Below are 14,247 nucleotides of genomic sequence, written 5' to 3'. Positions count from 1 at the left end.
GAGCATCCCGCGCAGGGCTTCGCGGAGTTCCTCGTTGCGGAGCTCGACCTCGATACTGATGCCGGTCATCTTGAAATCCTTCTGCGGATGGGCCATTTTCAATGTGTCGGTAAGGGAGGCGGTGTGTGCCCTCCAACCCTTTCCGATGCGGCGGCCTGAACACCCAGGCCGCTATTTTCTTTTCCAGATCCGCTTACCGAACCTCTGGCGATCTATGTAGGCGAAATCTGGATTGGCACGGCTGAGCGGACCATATCCCGTAACCGGGAACCAGATCTTTCGACCGAGCTCGAACATGGCGAAAACCGGCCGGTCAGGATCGATCCGGATGTAGCGCCGCACGATCTCTTCGACGGTCTTGTTCGGGTCTTCCGGATCGGGAACTTTCTTGAAAGATATCCAGATTTCATCCGGGTCCATCAGGGTTTCGGCCAGCAACAAGGCGTGATCCCCATGGCCGCGCTTCAGTGTTTTCCATGCGCCATCCCGCTGTCGGAACATATCGTCCGAAACCAGAAGGCGGTCGCCCGCGACATCCGTCCAGATCATCGCCTCGCCGGGTGAAAGACCGAACGCCTCCAGAAAGGCCGCGGCATAGACCTCTGGCGGCTGACCTTCCGGGAGAACACCGTGCTTGAACGGCTTCGCCTTCGCCCGCAGCTCGTCGATCGTTTCGATCCGGTCTTTGTCCTCGACCGTCCATCCGGCGGCGGCGATCAGGGGAAGGTCCGGCGTTCCATCCGGCGCCGGGTCGTCGTCGTTGAGGATCGGCGCCAGCCCGCGCTGCCATTGATCACCGGGCATATAGTCCCAGCCGAAGCCCGTGCCCTCGGGCTGCATGACCGTCTGGCCGGTGCCTTTGTGCGTGTAAGGCTGGCGGACGATCTCCGGGGCCGTGTCGGGGCCTTCCTTGCCCATCCGCCGCAGATCGGCGCGGGACAGGGTCCGCACCCCGCAGCTGCATTGCCAGTCGTTCGGGGGGAAATAGATGTCCCACCAGGGATCGTCCCAGCGCAGGATCATGCCGTCCCAGGCGACATGCTGCGGGCGCGGGTTGAGGGGCACGCGGCTGTCGGCGTGGATGTATTGCCAGTAGGGCCTCAGCCGGACCATGTCCGGGTCGCGCATCTGCTTCAGGCGGCCGGCCGCGTAGCTGGTACGAATGTTGGTTTCGACGATGGTGCGGATCCGCCACTCGCGCCCGCCGTTGTAGGACCAGCCGTACTTCTCGACGATCCGGTCGAAGTCCCTGGCAAAGGCCGCAGTATCGTAGGTCCGCGCCGCCTCGATCACCGCCGTGTGGAATTCGTTCAGCATGGCAAGATCGGTGGCGCCGGCCACGACAAACGCCCGGTCGTGATCCCCCCGCATGGCGTCAGTCCACGCCTCAGTCGGCTTGACCCGCTTCTGCGTCAGGAAATCGATCTGTTCGCGAAATTCCTGACGCTCCAGGCGGGGCTCGGCGAAGGCGGCGGGCTCCTCCGCGTCCAGGAACACGGCTTCGCGGCCCTCGTAGCGCGCCAGTTCCATGGCTTGGCCGAGGAGCGCGCCGAAGGCGTTCGGGGTCCAGGCGGCCGCCAGTTCCAGCAGGCCGCGCTGGATGTCCTCGAACGCCTCGGCCGAAGCAACCACCTTCCGGATCGCGTCGACGCGCCGGGTGAAATGCCGCTCGGCCGCCGCAACCAGCTGGTCGGTGATCCGCGCAACCGGACCCGACCTTTCAGCGAAGGCCGTGCCGTGCTGGCCGCAGATGCGGCAATGCGTCAGCGTTTTTTTTTGAGCCCATGACCCGAGAACCGTGGGTCAGCAGGGCCGGTCTGGAAGGCGTCCGCTTCAGCCTCGGCCGCGCCGGCGAAGGCGTGGCGGGCGGCGACCAGGGCGTCGATCGTCTTGTCGGACAGCCGGTCCACTACCGGAAAGCTGACGATGTACTCGCGCGCGACCTGATCGTCCTCGAACATGGCGGCTGCCCGGACCACGGCGCGGATGGCACGATCGGTCGCCTCAGTAGCGTCGGCCTCGGCCTTGCTGGTTTCGGCCTCGGCCTTCTTGTTCTTGGGCCGGATGCGCCGCACCGAAGGGATCGCCGCACCGGGAAGGTTGTATTCGACGATCCAGCGCACGATGGTTTCGCGCAGGGTGTCGGTCAGCCCGTCCCCGTCGCTGTCGGCGATGATGTCCAGCTGCTCCTGGTGGACCTCGCCCAGGGCGCGGTTGCCGCCGGCGGCGCCGACCTGCGTCGTCAGGGTCTCGCCGGAGACGCAGATCGATATCTGCCGGTCCCAGTATTCCACGAACTCCTGATACGAGACCGTCCCGCTCCGGCTGGCCTCCAGGAACTCGACCTCTGTCCCTATGGGTACGGTGACGGCCGAGCTGGTGCGGATGCTCGTCAGGGTATTGAGCAGCCGGTTCTGTTCTTCGGTCAGTGTGCCGTAGGGCGTCTTGCCGAGGACGGTCGGGCCGGCGAACTTCTCGAGAAAGTGCAGCCAGAAGGTGATCCCCTCGCGCTTGAACAGCACCGCCCAGAACAGCTTGCTGCCGAGCCCGAGGCCATAGGGGTTGTTGCCCTTCACCCCGTACCGATGGACGATGAACTTCCGATCCGGCAGTTCTTCGCCTTCGAGCATCCGCGACAGGGTCAGCAGACGCGGGCGCCCGTCGCGGTCGAAAACGATGCGGCGCTGATCGATATCCCTGATGCCGACCGGCAGGATCAGGTTGCCGGTTCTGGCCCAGATCACCTCGGCGACTGCAAAACCCTTCAGGACGGCGTCCAGCAGATCCTCGCAGATCTTGTCGAACGGCAGTGCCTCGAAGCACATGTCCACAAGGTCGGCCGCTTCCTTGTCGATCGGGCGATCACCGCCGGGCTCGACCTCCCAATCGCGCGAGATGACGGTGCCGATCCGCTTCTGGAGCATGGACGAGGCATGGGTGTCCCGCTTGATCTCGTCATAGATCGCGAGCCCCTTGCCGCCGCCCTGCTGGATCAGCGTGTCGTCGGCATGCTGCAGCACCCCGGTGAAATACGGGATGGTGATGTCGTTCGCGACGCTGGCGATCAGCGTCTTCGCCTCGGTCGGCAGGTGCTGGCGGGCGGGTTCGGCGAAGGCGGTGGTCTGGCGGTGGCGCTTGTGCTTGCGGCGGCTCATGTGACCTCCCCCTTTTCGAAGCTCCACCCTTCGGCCTTCAGGTCGGGCCAGAGTGCCAATGAAACCGTAAGATCGAACGTGAGCTTCAGACCCTCATGGGGTGCTGATTTCGCTGTCGAGACAGCGGAGATGACCGCCCCTTCGAGGCTCTTACGCCAGCGGCCACGACGGCCGTCGGGGGCGATCCAGCGATAGCGCGTTGCCATATCACCAACCTCCGCCGAGCCGGAAGCCGCCCATGCCCAGACCACCCGACGGCGCCGAGGCCGTCTGCATCTGCCCCGCCGAACCTCCGCCGGCGTAGAACAGGGTGTGTTGCCAGAGCATGTCGAGGCAGTCGGGTCCGTCGTCATGCGCCCCGTTCGGCCATTGCTGAAGCTGTTCGATGAGCGTCGTGTGGGTCGGCGCGAAACGGATGAGCCCGGCCGCCACCGGCGGCTGGAGCCTTTCGATGCGCAGGTTCTTGTCGGCGATCGGGGTGATCGGCACGGCCGAGATGCCCACGCCCTGCTTCGCGGCCTCGGCCATCAAGGTCGTCCGCAGGAACTCCTGGAACTGGACGCTCTCGATGAACCACAGCAGGCAGCGGTATTCGCGCTGGAGCGCGATGGTGTCGGCGATGATGATGTCGGGCAGGCGCTTCCGGATGGACGCCTCGACAACGTCCATCTTTCCTGACAGGCGGTCGAACCCGCCGATCAGGATGGCCGAGGGATCGCGGCCTTTGCCATGCTTACCGAGCGACGGGTCGATGGCACCGAAGTGGATCCAGTCCCGCAGCGGCACGGTCCAGAACACCAGCTTCGCGAAGGGGTTGCCATCGCTGATCGGCTGGTTCTGGTATTCGGTGGCGAAGCTGTCGTGCCCGCCCGCCCGCTGGAGCATCAGCCAGACCAGTGGCTGCATCGACGGCCAGTTGACCACGGCGCCGCGGTCCATCTCGGCCTGGTGCGCGGCGTAGAAGGCCCGGGCCGCCGCCTCGCCCTCGTTGAGGTAGAGTTCCTCGAACGCCTCCCAGAGGTCCATGCGGTCGGGATAGGTCATGATCGCCTGGAACTTCGTGACGTTCCACGCGGGCTTTTTCGCCTCGCGCACCAGAACGGCATCCCAGTGCAGAACGGTGCCGACCCAGAGGACATGCATGGATCCGTCCGGCGGGCCGACCTTGAGCGCGGCACGGTTGATCCAGTTCTCGAGCTTCTGGCGCTGCTCCGGACTGCGGACGGCCTCGTCGTTCTCGATGTCGTCGAAGAACATGAGGTCCGGACGGTGCGGGCCGTGGCGCCGGCCGCGCAGCTTCTGGCCCGCGCCCAGACCCTCGACCCGGATGTTCTGGCGGGTGACGATCTCGCCCTCGCGCCAGACGCGGCCCTGGCCGCAAGCCTCCGGGAAATCATGCTGGAGGCGCGGGTTGGTCGTCAGTTCGGCCTTGATCGCCTCGATCAGCAGCGCCGCCTGGGCGTAGACATCGCAGACCTCGAGGCAATAGCGTGTCTTGCGCATGACGATGCAGTAGAGCGCGAAGCCCAGTGACAGGTGCGTGGATTTCGAGGATCCGCGCGGCGCGATCAGCATCTCGCGCTTGCCGCTATCGGAGGTCAGGATCCTCGGGGCCAGATCGAAGATGGCCCGATGGAACAGGCTGTCCTCGCCCTTCACATAGTGGGGCAGATAGGTCTTCAGGAAGAACTCGAAGCCGCCACCACCGAAATCGGAACATCGGCGCAGCCGTTCGGCGCGCGCCGCGGCATCGGCGGGAAAGGCATCGACGTTCAGCTCAATGTTCCGCGAGAAATCCGCCGCCATCTCGGCGATCTTCTTCGCGAAGTCCTTCCGGCTGACCGCGGCCTTCAGCTGCGGCCGGCGGGTCATGTCGTGTAGATCCCGGCCAGATGTTCGCCGAAGGGCTCGATGATCTCGAGGATGGTGTTGGCATGCTGCGGGAAGTGCTCGCGCACGAACTCCAGCAGCTTGGCCATGACATCCTGCGCCACCCCGAGTTCACTGATCTTCGGCGCGAACCGTTTGGCGCTGGCCGCCATCTTGGTCATGGCGTCGGACAGCTGGACCAGCATCCCCACCTTCTCTTGCGTGGAGTGCCCGCCCTCCTTGATCTCGTCCAGGATCGCCTGCGCCTGGATCATGAAGTCCTCGACGACGGTCGAGACCACCGCCTCGACGCCTTCCCCGGCGATGACATGGGCGGAACGCGCCTTGTCCCAGTCGTCGCCGGCTTCCTTCGCGGATTTCTTCCAGCGTCCGATCGTGGCTTCGCTCTTGTTGAGCGCCACCGCGATCGTGCCGATGGTGAACCGGCGGTAGACATAGTCCGAGCGGGCCTTGCGGCGCAGATCATCCGACATGGAACCCTCCTTGGAGCAGGAAGGCGATGACGCCCATGACGATGCCCCCGATGATCAGCTTGTTGGCCCAGCTCACCCCGGATTGCAGCGAGGCCAGCTGATGTTCGATGTTCTGCATGCGGACGCTCTCTCCCGCCGTATGGATTTCGATCTTGGTGATGCGGTTCTCATGCGCATCCAGGCGCTTGTGCGCCTGGGCGATCTGGGCCGCGGTGTGGGGAGAGATGTCGGTCACAGCCGGGGCGTGTCCTAGAGGGGTTTTCCGCGCGGCGGAGGGGGCGCCCACGCCTCGCCCGCGAGCAACGGACAGCCGCGACCGTCGGCCGTGGCGACAATGGTCCAGGTGTTGGTGTCCGGGTTGACGAACAGCAGGATCGGCACGTCGCCCACCACCCCCGAGCCCGTCAGGATTTCGCCGTAGCCATCCTGAAGCTGCGCAAAGACGGTTTCGGCCGGGGCGCAGGGTTGGGCCATGACCGTCCCGGCCGAGCCGATCAGCAGCAGCACGGCCGCCAGCCCGCCCAAAAACCGCAGGCTGGTATCCCCACCCGCGCCCAGCAACGTCAGGCGATAGTTCGGGGCGCGCCGCTCCGCCCAGGCCCAGAGGCCGAAGACGATCGGCGACAGCGCTTGCCAGACGCTGACGCCGGTCTCGATCACCTCGTCCGGGCTCGACCCCGCGCCGATATCGGCCAGCCAGCGCATCAGGTCGATGCCGGTCATGTTCAGCACGACGGACAGCGCCAGCAGCATCTGGGCGTAGAAGCTGCGGGCCTGCCAGATCGGCAGGGGCGGCAGGTTGAGATTGAGTTTCATGCGGCCTCCTTGAGCCAGTCGCTGACGGTGAAACCGGGGCATGCCTTCGCGGCATGCTCGTTGTGCCCGCTGATCCGCGTGATGCGGGTCCGCATGCCGATGCCCTGGAGAAGCTGCCGCGCGGCGAGGTCCTGCGCGGCCGTGAAATGCTCGGAAAAGCGGTCCCGCTCGGAAGAGCCATGCCCGCCGATCAGCACCGCATGGATGACACCCTGGTTGCGCCCGACCACCCCGGCGCCGATCTCGGTCTCCTTGCGACCCGGCAGGATCGACCCGTCACGGCCGATGATCCAGTGGTAGCCGATACCGCGCCACCCGTTGTCCTGCACATGCCACCGGCGGATCTCGGCCACCTGATCGGCGAGCGATCTGTCCGCCATCCAGCTTGGCCGGGTGGCGCTGCAATGCAGGATGATCTCCTGCACCGGATAGCGCGCGGCACCCTGATAGATCATGGCGCTGGTCAGCGGCATGCGGATCGAAGTGAGCGGCTGGCCGCCCTCCTCCAGCCATGTCAGCGCCGCATCACGGGTGCGCGGGCCATAGATGCCGTCGACGGGACCGGGCTGATAACCCAGATCCCGCAGGCCGGTCTGGATCAGGGAGATGGCGGCTTTGGACATGGTGGCTCCGGGCAGTATCTGCCCGGACCATCTCGCGGGTGGCGCGATCAATCGCCCGGAGATGATCTCCGGTCAGGTTTCGTCGGGGAACAGGGGCAGCGGCGCAGGCGGGGCCTGATTAGCCAGATACCGGACATGCCGTTCAGACAGGCCGAGCGCGCGGGAGATCTCCGCCCGGGTCAGCCCCCGCGCCTGCATATCCAGCACCGCCGGGCGGCTGGACCTCTTGGGCCGGCCGTGGGGGACGTACATCTGCGCGCCGGCCAGAAACTCGCACAGCGCCAGGGCGTCGTCCATGCCCAGGGCGCGGACCACCGGGTGATCCGCCGACGGCCGACGCGGAAACTTGACGTCGCGGCCGCCATATTCGGCGATCAGCCGCAGCGCCACCCGCAGGCCAAGCGCCTCCGCCACGTCGAGAAGCGACGCGGGCAGATCTTCTTGGCGGGCGGGCGGCGGATGGGTCACTGGCGCAGCCCCGCAAGCCGGGCATTTTCCGCGCGAGCATGGTTGGCCATGGCGTGGGCGAGGCGACCCTCGCACCACGCGGCCAAGGTCATCGCCGGGCGATACCCGGCCTTGCGCATTGCAAGCCCCAACCGCATCGCGGTGTTGATCACGGCGAAATAGCTGCACCCGAAATGGGCGCCGATTTCGCGCGCGGCCACCCCGTCCTGCCACAGGTCCGCGAACTCTGCCGCCTGATGGGGGCGGATCACTTCGCGTCTGCCCGTCCGGCGGCGAGGCAGGCCAAGGGCCAGCGCGCGGGCCTGCAATGCGTCCTTGGCCATGCCGACCGAGGCCGCGGCCTGCGGCAATGTCAGTTCGGTGTCCAACCAGGCCTGCCGGACGGCGGCGGTCGAGGCGCGGATGCTGCGGCAGGCCATCAGCCGTCCCTCCGGCCCTGCGCGCGGGCCTCCATCTTCTTCAGCGCCTCGATGATCGGGCTCGCCTGCGCCTGGGTCAGCAGGTCGGGATCCACCACCACCGTGTCATCACCCGGCGCCACGAAGCGCCGGCAGAAGGCCCGCAACGCCCCGCGCGACCCGTCCTCGATCGCACCGGCCCGGTGACAGGACTTCCAGAGCGCATGGATCATCCGGATATAGGGCCGGCTCGAGGGCGGCAGGGGGCGGCCCGCCTTCTGCCGGATCTTGAACCCCCGCCGCTTCAACTCGTCCAGGACGTCGATCCGCTGGCGCTCCGACATCTGGCGCAGCGAGGCGACGCCGGTGACCCGCACCAGCACCGCGCGATAGGTGTCCTCGTCCAGGCCGAGCTGGCCTTTGGCGATGTTGATGATCTGGATGGTGTTCATCAGATCACCTCCAGGTGTGTGATGTAGACGCCGCCCGCCTTGCCCTCGATGGCGATGACGATGGCGCCATGCCCCAAGGCCCAGGGCTTCGAGCGGATGGCGCTCTCGACATGCTCCGAGTAGCCGGAGACGGGGTAGTAGCGCACCCGACGGCCGATCGGGAAATCGGCCTCGGCATCCATCAGTGCGCGCTCCAGGTCAGTCATGGAGATCCTCATCGATCAATTCGGCGATGCTGACGGGCTCGTAATCCACAGAAAGCAGCACCTTGCGCCCGCAGGAGGAGCAGGTCACCGTTCCGGGGTTGGCTGCGTCGATGTCCGCGTAGCAACCCGGGCAGGTCCAGCGATCATGGAAGCCCGGATTGCTGCAACGGTCGGAAAACGGGCGATCACGCATGACGGCACCGCGCGCAGGTATCGGGGTGATCGACCGATGGCACGAACGGCTTTGCGCACAGCACACACGGCTGCCTGCCGCTTTCGGCGATATGCTTTTGCATCTGACGGCGGTGGTTGGCCCACATCGCCCGCAGCTGCGCCATGGTCAGCCCGAAATCCGGCGCCACCTCCCCGATCCGCTCGCCCGTCTGGATGCGGGCAAAGGCTGCGGCCGTCGCTTCGGCAGGCAGGGTCGGTGCCTTGATGAACGCCGGCGGCATCGGCCGGTCATCCTCGCGATCGGGCATGCAGCGCCCGGGCCCTTCAAACGGCAGGCGTGGGGGCGCATCCGACGGCAGATGTTCTTCGCTTTCCGCCAGCGCCTCGGCTTCTGCCTCCGCTTCGGCCACATCCGCTGCGGCCGCGGCAAAGGCGGGCGGGCGGCAGTCTGGCAGTTCGACTTCCTCGTCTCGCAGGAACGCCGAGAACCGTGAGGCCATGTCCCGATCTGGGAAGATGCCCACCGTCATCGGCCTCGACACTACGACCTCGACCCATCCATCGGGCCGGTCTCTCAATGCAATCGTCATGGCGTCCTCGGCTGCTCATCAGGACCGGGCCACCACGCCCGGCCGACCGCGCCCGACCCATGGCCGGGCGGGTTTCGCTGTCAGGATTTCGGTTTGGCCGGCTTGAAGCTGACGGCCCGGCTTTCCGCCACCTCCACCGGCGCGCCGGTCTGCGGGTTGCGCGCGGTGCGCGCCGCCCGGACCTTCTCCCGGAAGCGGCCGAAGCCTGCGATATTCACGCTGTTGCCGGCCTCGGCTTCGGCCTTGATGCGGGCAAAGAGGGCGTCCACCGCCCGGGTGGTCACGGTGATGTTCCAGCCCATTTCCTCGGCCACGGCGCGGGCGAGGTCGGATTTGCTGACAGTTTTCGACATGATCTTTCCTTTCGATCAGTTGGATGTGCGGGCGATGCCGCGGCGGGGATTGGTCTTGGGCGGGATCAGCCGCCCGAGGCCGGCGTAGTGCTCGACACGGGACAGCCAGAGGTCGCGGGCAGCGCGCCAGTCGCGCGCGGCCTCCATCTCGATCAGAAGGCCAACGGCGCGATCGACTTCATCGGCATCCGAGGGATGGGCGAGTTCTGGTCGCACCCCCATGAACACCACCGCCTCGGCCTGCAGCGCGAAGAGGTCGGCGCGGCGCAGGTGGATGTTCAGGCCGCGTGGGCTGGTGCCCCAGGCCGAAGCGATGATCCGGTCGAGCTGGCCCTTGGCGTTGCGGATCGCGTGTTCGACCGCCGAGCGCGTCCCGGCCCGGCAGATCAGTTCGACTGCCGGCGCCGTGAAATCGCCCAGAAACGCCTCATGCGCATCGTGCAGCAGGCCCCACGGTCCCAGATCCGGCAGGCACAGCCGTTCGACCAGCACCGAATGCGCCGCCACCGACCAGGGCTCGCGGGTGCGCCCCCCGAAACGGTTGAGCTTGGCCAGGGTGTCGCCGAGGATCTCGGCCGTCAGATCCGCCGGACGGATGTCCGCCAGATCGATCGTGCCCTGCGCCGTCCAGAAGGGGATGGTCATGCCCGGCCACCTGTCTGCCCGGCCAGTTCGAAGCCCTGCATCATGCATTCAGCGGCCTCACCGCCAAACCCCGCCGAGACGACAGATACGAATGCGCTCACCAAGGCCGCCCAGCAGCGTTCGCCATCAGATGCCGATACCGCGGCATGGAAGGCGACGTTTCCAATGAAATCTCCGGCCGCGATCCCGATGAACTCGGGCGGCACCCCATCGTTGCGCATCCGGAGGATTTCGAGCTGCGCCGCCAGCAGCGGCTCGAACAGCCTGTTCTGGATCTCGTTGGCGGTGAGATCATCACCGCCGATATTCTCGATCCGCACCCGGCGGATCAGCTCGTCATGCGAGGCGCGGATCTTCCGCTCGGCTTCGGCAATATCGAAATGCACATGCATGGCGATTCCCCTAGGCCGAGGCCAGATCGATGGTGACGGCCTCCCAGCGCGCATCCGGCGCCGGGCGATGTTCGATGCGGACATAGGTCTTGGAGCCGATCACCCGCATCGCCTCGCGCAGGGCGCGCATCGCCTCGACCCAGCGGGGTTCGCTGATGTCGTGGCGCAGCAACCCGAAGATCTCGCTGCGGTTGATCTGGCCCTCGCGGTCGGTATTGAAGGCCCTGGTGACGATCGCGCGGATCTCGGCGCGGCTGTCAGCGGCCCATTCGTTGATGCATTCGTCGATTAGGGCCTTTGCTGTCTGCAAGCCGGGCCCGAAGTCGATCAGGTCGGCCACGCGCACGGACACACGCAGGCAGCCGTCGAACGAGGTGTAGGTCCGGTTGCCTTTCGCCCCGCCCTTGGTCACACCGTATTCCTGTGCGAGCAGTGCGTCGAAGTCGCCCAGATCCTCGAACGTGTGGGCCTTGAACCGGGACACCTGCGCGGACAGCGCCAGCGCAAAGCCCATGACCTTGCGCACGACCTGATCCTCGAGCTGATCGGTGGCCTTGACCAGTTCGAGGGGCACCAGCGCGCCGCGCGCATCGCGCATGTAGGGCTTGCCCTCGACCTCGATCCGGCCATCCGGCACGGGGTGGGGCTCGAAAGCGGATTGATGGTTGGTCATTGGGTTTCCTTCTGGTTTTCGGGGTTGAGGGGACAGCGGCGGCAGGCCCGCCAGTGCCGGAGTTTCTCGGGGCTGGAGGTGGACATCGGCGCTGCCGCATGCGCGCGGCAGGCATCGATCGGGATCGCGGCATGCAGGTGCGGGCACAGCACCTGGTCACGGTAGAGTTGCAGGACCCGCTGGCCGTGCCGGCGCGTGACCAGATCAAAGCTCTGGGCGGGATAGGTGCCGCTCAACAGCATCGACAGAGAGGGGCGCGCCATGCCGGTTTCGCGGGCAATCTGGCTGATGCTCTTGCCCTTCCCGACCTCGGCGCGCAGCAGGCCGATCCATTCGGGCTCGGGCATGTCGAGGTTCAGGGCAGGCTGCACTGCACGTCCTCCCCGGTGTTCTGGTCGCGGATCGCGCGGATCTTGCTGAGGATGATCGGTGCGCGCGGCCCGGTGTCCCGCGCCAGCATCCAACGCTTGAACCCGTTGCTGGTCGGCGCGGTGCCGGCGGCCCGATTGGGCAGTTCGGCGACGTAGCCGGCCCGCCGTAGGGCACGCAGATAGCGCAGGAGGTTGTCCTCGGGGTTGCGGTCATCGGCTGTTGCGGCATCGCTCACCAGATCCGCCAAAACGAAGCGGCGGCGCATGCGCATTGACCGCCAGGCGCGCTCGCGCAGGGTGTTGCGGTGGATGTTGACGCCGGGGTTCGGGCCACGGGGGCCGGACTTGATCACCTCGCCCGCCGCAGCGGCGGCAAGCCCGGCCTCGGTCAGTTGGTAGCAGCCAACCTCCATCCGCATCAGGTAGTCCCGCCGGATGAGACGGCTCGCCGCACCGGAAACCTGACGGCGCGTCAGATCGAGAGCCTCCTCCAACTCCTCAATCGTCAGGCAGCAGCCCCCCGCCAGCGCCTGAAGCATGGCCGTCGGAGCCTTGCCGGGGTGATGACGGTCCACCATCATGCCGCCCCCGGCACAAGGATCGGCTTGCCGCTGTTGCGGTCGTTCATGATGACCTGACCGGCCATGTCCGCGAGCGTGACACCCTCCGGACCCGGATCCAGCCGCAGGCCGAACCGCTCGATATGGGCGATCGCCTCGAGGATCTCACGGTTGAAGCCTTTCGAGACCCGCCAGACGAAGTTCACGAGGTCGGGCGCCACCGGCACCTCGCAGCGCCCCTCGATCAGGGCCTGCGCGTCCTCCAGTGTGGCCGGCAGGAACGCCACCTTGTTCGGGGCGCGGCTTTCGATCTGGGGGAACCGGCGCAGGTTGTCGCGCAGGCTGCCCATCCCCACGAGGATCGTCGGCAGGAAATGCAGGTCCGAGATGCCGCGGATCGCCTCCATGATCTCGGCGCGGTTCGACACGAGGTCGCATTCATCGATGACGAGGCCAAAGACCTGATCCTGGAACACCGCCTGTTCGGCGCGGTCCTGCAACTCCTGCAACACGCGGGCAAACCGCTCGCGTTTGCCGCGGATGCCCTTCGGATCCACCGACAACTCGGTCAGCAGATCCTGAATGAGCCAGCTGTAGTCCCAGCCCTTCTGGGCGCGCAGGTAGACGCTGCCGGTCTGGGCCACCCAGCGGCTGAGCGCGGTGGTCTTGCCCAGGCCGGGCTTGCCATCGACGACAACCATGCAGGCTTCCTGCGCACCGCGGTCATTAACCCGCTTCAGTGCTGCCAGAAAGGCCCGGACGTTGCTCGTCTCGACAAAGTTCGGTCGCATGCCTATGCTCTCCTCATTCCTGACGTTTCTGGATTGGTCACGGCACGGAGGAGGTCTCTAAGCGCCTCCGTGTCGATGCCCGACATCCGCATCAGCTCGCGGGCTGTCGAATTGCTCATGCAGTCCCGCAGCACCCTGATCTGGTTCGGGGTCAGCTGGTCGGGGTGCTCCAGCGCCCAGGCGGCAAGCTCCTCGTCCGAGGCAAAGACCCGGCGGCGCGGCGCCAGCGGCGTGACGGTGGCGGAGGGCGGAGCGGCTTCGATCGCCACCACGGGGATCGGAGCCGGCTCTGGCCTCTGCGCCAGATCGATGAAATCCGCGATCTCGACCGCTTCCTGGTCCAGCAGGTAGGGGGCGTCGAGTTCGGCCTCCTTTGCACGACGGCGTTCATCAAGGCGCTTGATCGCGGCTTTGTTCCGGGTTTCGACCGCCTTCTGTTCTGCCGAGAGCGGGATGTACCGCTCAGCATTGCCCGCGAACTCGGCGACGCAGATCAGCTCCCCCGGCTGGCCAGTTGAAACATCGAGCTTGCGCACCCAGACACGATCGGCCTGATCGAGGTCGTATCCGACCATCACGCTTTCTTCGTGGTACCGCTCCAGCGCTTGGTGGAAGTAGAAGTTCGTGTTCCACTGCACCTGGGCGCGCCGGACCGTGCGTGTGACATAGGGGCGGAACAGATCGTCCTCTTCCTCGGGGTCGATCGTGATCGCACCGAACCCGCCTGCGACATGGGCAGCCCAGGCTTCATTCGGCGTCATGTGCCGCAGCCGGCCGGTCTGTGGATCCTCGAACCGGGGCAGCCCGGTATGCTCGCGGTCGTTGTACTCGGCGATGGTCTTTTCGATCGCTGCGATGAACTCCTGCCAGCTCGGCAGCCTGCGGGCGACGCCGAATTCCTTGATCTCGGCCCGCGTCTCCTTATGGATCGCCTGCTTGGCCTCCTTGTCCATGTCGCGGCCGATATAGGTCGGAAACCTCTTGGCGAGGTCGTTCCAGACATGGTTGAAACGTTCGATGATGCCCTTGGCCTGGCTGTTGTAGGGCAGCGCGTGCATCTTGGTGATGCCGAGGCGGCCCATGAGCCCACCTACATCCGCGTCGAAGGTCTTGTTCTTGTAGCCCGCGCCTCGGTCGGTGTAGAAAATCGCGCAGATGCCATGGGTCGAGCACGATCGGCGCAGGGCCTCCGTCACCGCAATGACGTTTTCCTTCCG

General features: G+C 66.3%; 22 protein-coding genes and 1 other RNA gene. All 23 read right to left on the bottom strand.

Annotated elements, in window-relative coordinates:
- Positions 1-171 precede the first annotated feature (171 nt).
- A complete protein-coding gene (locus RGD00_RS21785; RefSeq protein ID WP_310459347.1) occupies positions 172-1,632 on the bottom strand; it encodes a PBECR2 nuclease fold domain-containing protein in 1,461 nt (486 codons plus the stop codon).
- A gap of 131 nt (positions 1,633-1,763) precedes the next feature.
- Positions 1,764-3,155, bottom strand: a complete 1,392-nt coding sequence (locus tag RGD00_RS21780; RefSeq protein WP_310459346.1) for a DUF935 domain-containing protein — start codon at positions 3,153-3,155, stop codon at positions 1,764-1,766.
- Positions 3,152-3,361 (bottom strand): hypothetical protein, encoded by a 210-nt coding sequence (locus RGD00_RS21775; RefSeq protein WP_310459345.1) that lies wholly within the window; start codon positions 3,359-3,361, stop codon positions 3,152-3,154. Before RGD00_RS21775 ends, RGD00_RS21780 begins: the two co-directional genes overlap by 4 nt.
- A 1-nt stretch (position 3,362) precedes the next feature.
- Complete coding sequence (gene terL, locus RGD00_RS21770; protein ID WP_310459344.1) at positions 3,363-5,027, bottom strand: phage terminase large subunit; 1,665 nt, start codon at positions 5,025-5,027, stop codon at positions 3,363-3,365.
- Complete coding sequence (locus tag RGD00_RS21765) at positions 5,024-5,518, bottom strand: DUF1804 family protein (RefSeq protein ID WP_310459343.1); 495 nt, start codon at positions 5,516-5,518, stop codon at positions 5,024-5,026. Before RGD00_RS21765 ends, terL begins: the two co-directional genes overlap by 4 nt.
- On the bottom strand, positions 5,508-5,753 hold the full coding sequence (locus RGD00_RS21760) for a hemolysin XhlA family protein (RefSeq protein ID WP_310459342.1): 246 nt from the start codon (positions 5,751-5,753) through the stop codon (positions 5,508-5,510). Before RGD00_RS21760 ends, RGD00_RS21765 begins: the two co-directional genes overlap by 11 nt.
- Before the next feature lie 14 nt (positions 5,754-5,767).
- A complete protein-coding gene (locus tag RGD00_RS21755; RefSeq protein WP_310459341.1) occupies positions 5,768-6,334 on the bottom strand; it encodes a hypothetical protein in 567 nt (188 codons plus the stop codon).
- Positions 6,331-6,957: an N-acetylmuramoyl-L-alanine amidase gene (locus RGD00_RS21750; protein WP_310459340.1), complete on the bottom strand. Its 627-nt coding sequence runs from the start codon at positions 6,955-6,957 to the stop codon at positions 6,331-6,333. Before RGD00_RS21750 ends, RGD00_RS21755 begins: the two co-directional genes overlap by 4 nt.
- Positions 6,958-7,029: 72 nt before the next feature.
- Complete coding sequence (locus RGD00_RS21745) at positions 7,030-7,425, bottom strand: hypothetical protein (RefSeq protein ID WP_310459339.1); 396 nt, start codon at positions 7,423-7,425, stop codon at positions 7,030-7,032.
- Positions 7,422-7,844 (bottom strand): hypothetical protein, encoded by a 423-nt coding sequence (locus RGD00_RS21740; RefSeq protein ID WP_310459338.1) that lies wholly within the window; start codon positions 7,842-7,844, stop codon positions 7,422-7,424. Before RGD00_RS21740 ends, RGD00_RS21745 begins: the two co-directional genes overlap by 4 nt.
- Entirely contained in the window at positions 7,844-8,275 is a 432-nt protein-coding gene (locus RGD00_RS21735; protein WP_310459337.1) for a gp16 family protein, read from the bottom strand. The genes RGD00_RS21740 and RGD00_RS21735 overlap by 1 nt, the downstream gene beginning before the upstream one ends.
- Positions 8,275-8,481 carry a hypothetical protein gene (locus RGD00_RS21730; protein ID WP_310459336.1) on the bottom strand — a complete coding sequence of 69 codons (207 nt, stop codon included), beginning with the start codon at positions 8,479-8,481 and terminating at the stop codon, positions 8,275-8,277. Before RGD00_RS21730 ends, RGD00_RS21735 begins: the two co-directional genes overlap by 1 nt.
- Positions 8,474-8,674 carry a hypothetical protein gene (locus RGD00_RS21725; protein ID WP_310459335.1) on the bottom strand — a complete coding sequence of 67 codons (201 nt, stop codon included), beginning with the start codon at positions 8,672-8,674 and terminating at the stop codon, positions 8,474-8,476. The genes RGD00_RS21730 and RGD00_RS21725 overlap by 8 nt, the downstream gene beginning before the upstream one ends.
- Positions 8,667-9,185, bottom strand: a complete 519-nt coding sequence (locus tag RGD00_RS21720; protein WP_310459334.1) for a hypothetical protein — start codon at positions 9,183-9,185, stop codon at positions 8,667-8,669. The genes RGD00_RS21725 and RGD00_RS21720 overlap by 8 nt, the downstream gene beginning before the upstream one ends.
- 65 nt (positions 9,186-9,250) lie before the next feature.
- Positions 9,251-9,325: hammerhead ribozyme type II (locus RGD00_RS21715), an RNA gene on the bottom strand.
- Positions 9,326-9,598, bottom strand: coding sequence for an HU family DNA-binding protein (locus RGD00_RS21710; protein WP_310459333.1), 273 nt, complete (start codon positions 9,596-9,598; stop codon positions 9,326-9,328). It lies immediately after the preceding RNA gene.
- A 15-nt stretch (positions 9,599-9,613) separates the two neighbouring features.
- On the bottom strand, positions 9,614-10,243 hold the full coding sequence (locus RGD00_RS21705; RefSeq protein WP_310459332.1) for a hypothetical protein: 630 nt from the start codon (positions 10,241-10,243) through the stop codon (positions 9,614-9,616).
- Positions 10,240-10,635, bottom strand: coding sequence for a hypothetical protein (locus tag RGD00_RS21700; RefSeq protein WP_310459331.1), 396 nt, complete (start codon positions 10,633-10,635; stop codon positions 10,240-10,242). Before RGD00_RS21700 ends, RGD00_RS21705 begins: the two co-directional genes overlap by 4 nt.
- 10 nt (positions 10,636-10,645) lie before the next feature.
- A complete protein-coding gene (locus RGD00_RS21695) occupies positions 10,646-11,308 on the bottom strand; it encodes a DUF3164 family protein (RefSeq protein WP_310459330.1) in 663 nt (220 codons plus the stop codon).
- On the bottom strand, positions 11,305-11,655 hold the full coding sequence (locus RGD00_RS21690; RefSeq protein ID WP_310459329.1) for a hypothetical protein: 351 nt from the start codon (positions 11,653-11,655) through the stop codon (positions 11,305-11,307). Before RGD00_RS21690 ends, RGD00_RS21695 begins: the two co-directional genes overlap by 4 nt.
- An 8-nt stretch (positions 11,656-11,663) precedes the next feature.
- Positions 11,664-12,260 (bottom strand): hypothetical protein, encoded by a 597-nt coding sequence (locus RGD00_RS21685; RefSeq protein ID WP_310459328.1) that lies wholly within the window; start codon positions 12,258-12,260, stop codon positions 11,664-11,666.
- A complete protein-coding gene (locus tag RGD00_RS21680) occupies positions 12,257-13,030 on the bottom strand; it encodes an AAA family ATPase (RefSeq protein WP_310459327.1) in 774 nt (257 codons plus the stop codon). The genes RGD00_RS21685 and RGD00_RS21680 overlap by 4 nt, the downstream gene beginning before the upstream one ends.
- A gap of 2 nt (positions 13,031-13,032) precedes the next feature.
- Positions 13,033-14,247: Mu transposase C-terminal domain-containing protein (locus tag RGD00_RS21675; protein ID WP_310459326.1), on the bottom strand; the 1,215-nt coding region annotated here is incomplete at its 5' end.

The organism is Ruixingdingia sedimenti, from assembly GCF_031432425.1.
Lineage (GTDB): Bacteria > Pseudomonadota > Alphaproteobacteria > Rhodobacterales > Rhodobacteraceae > Ruixingdingia > Ruixingdingia sedimenti.
This window is presented reverse-complemented; position numbering and strand designations above follow the sequence as displayed.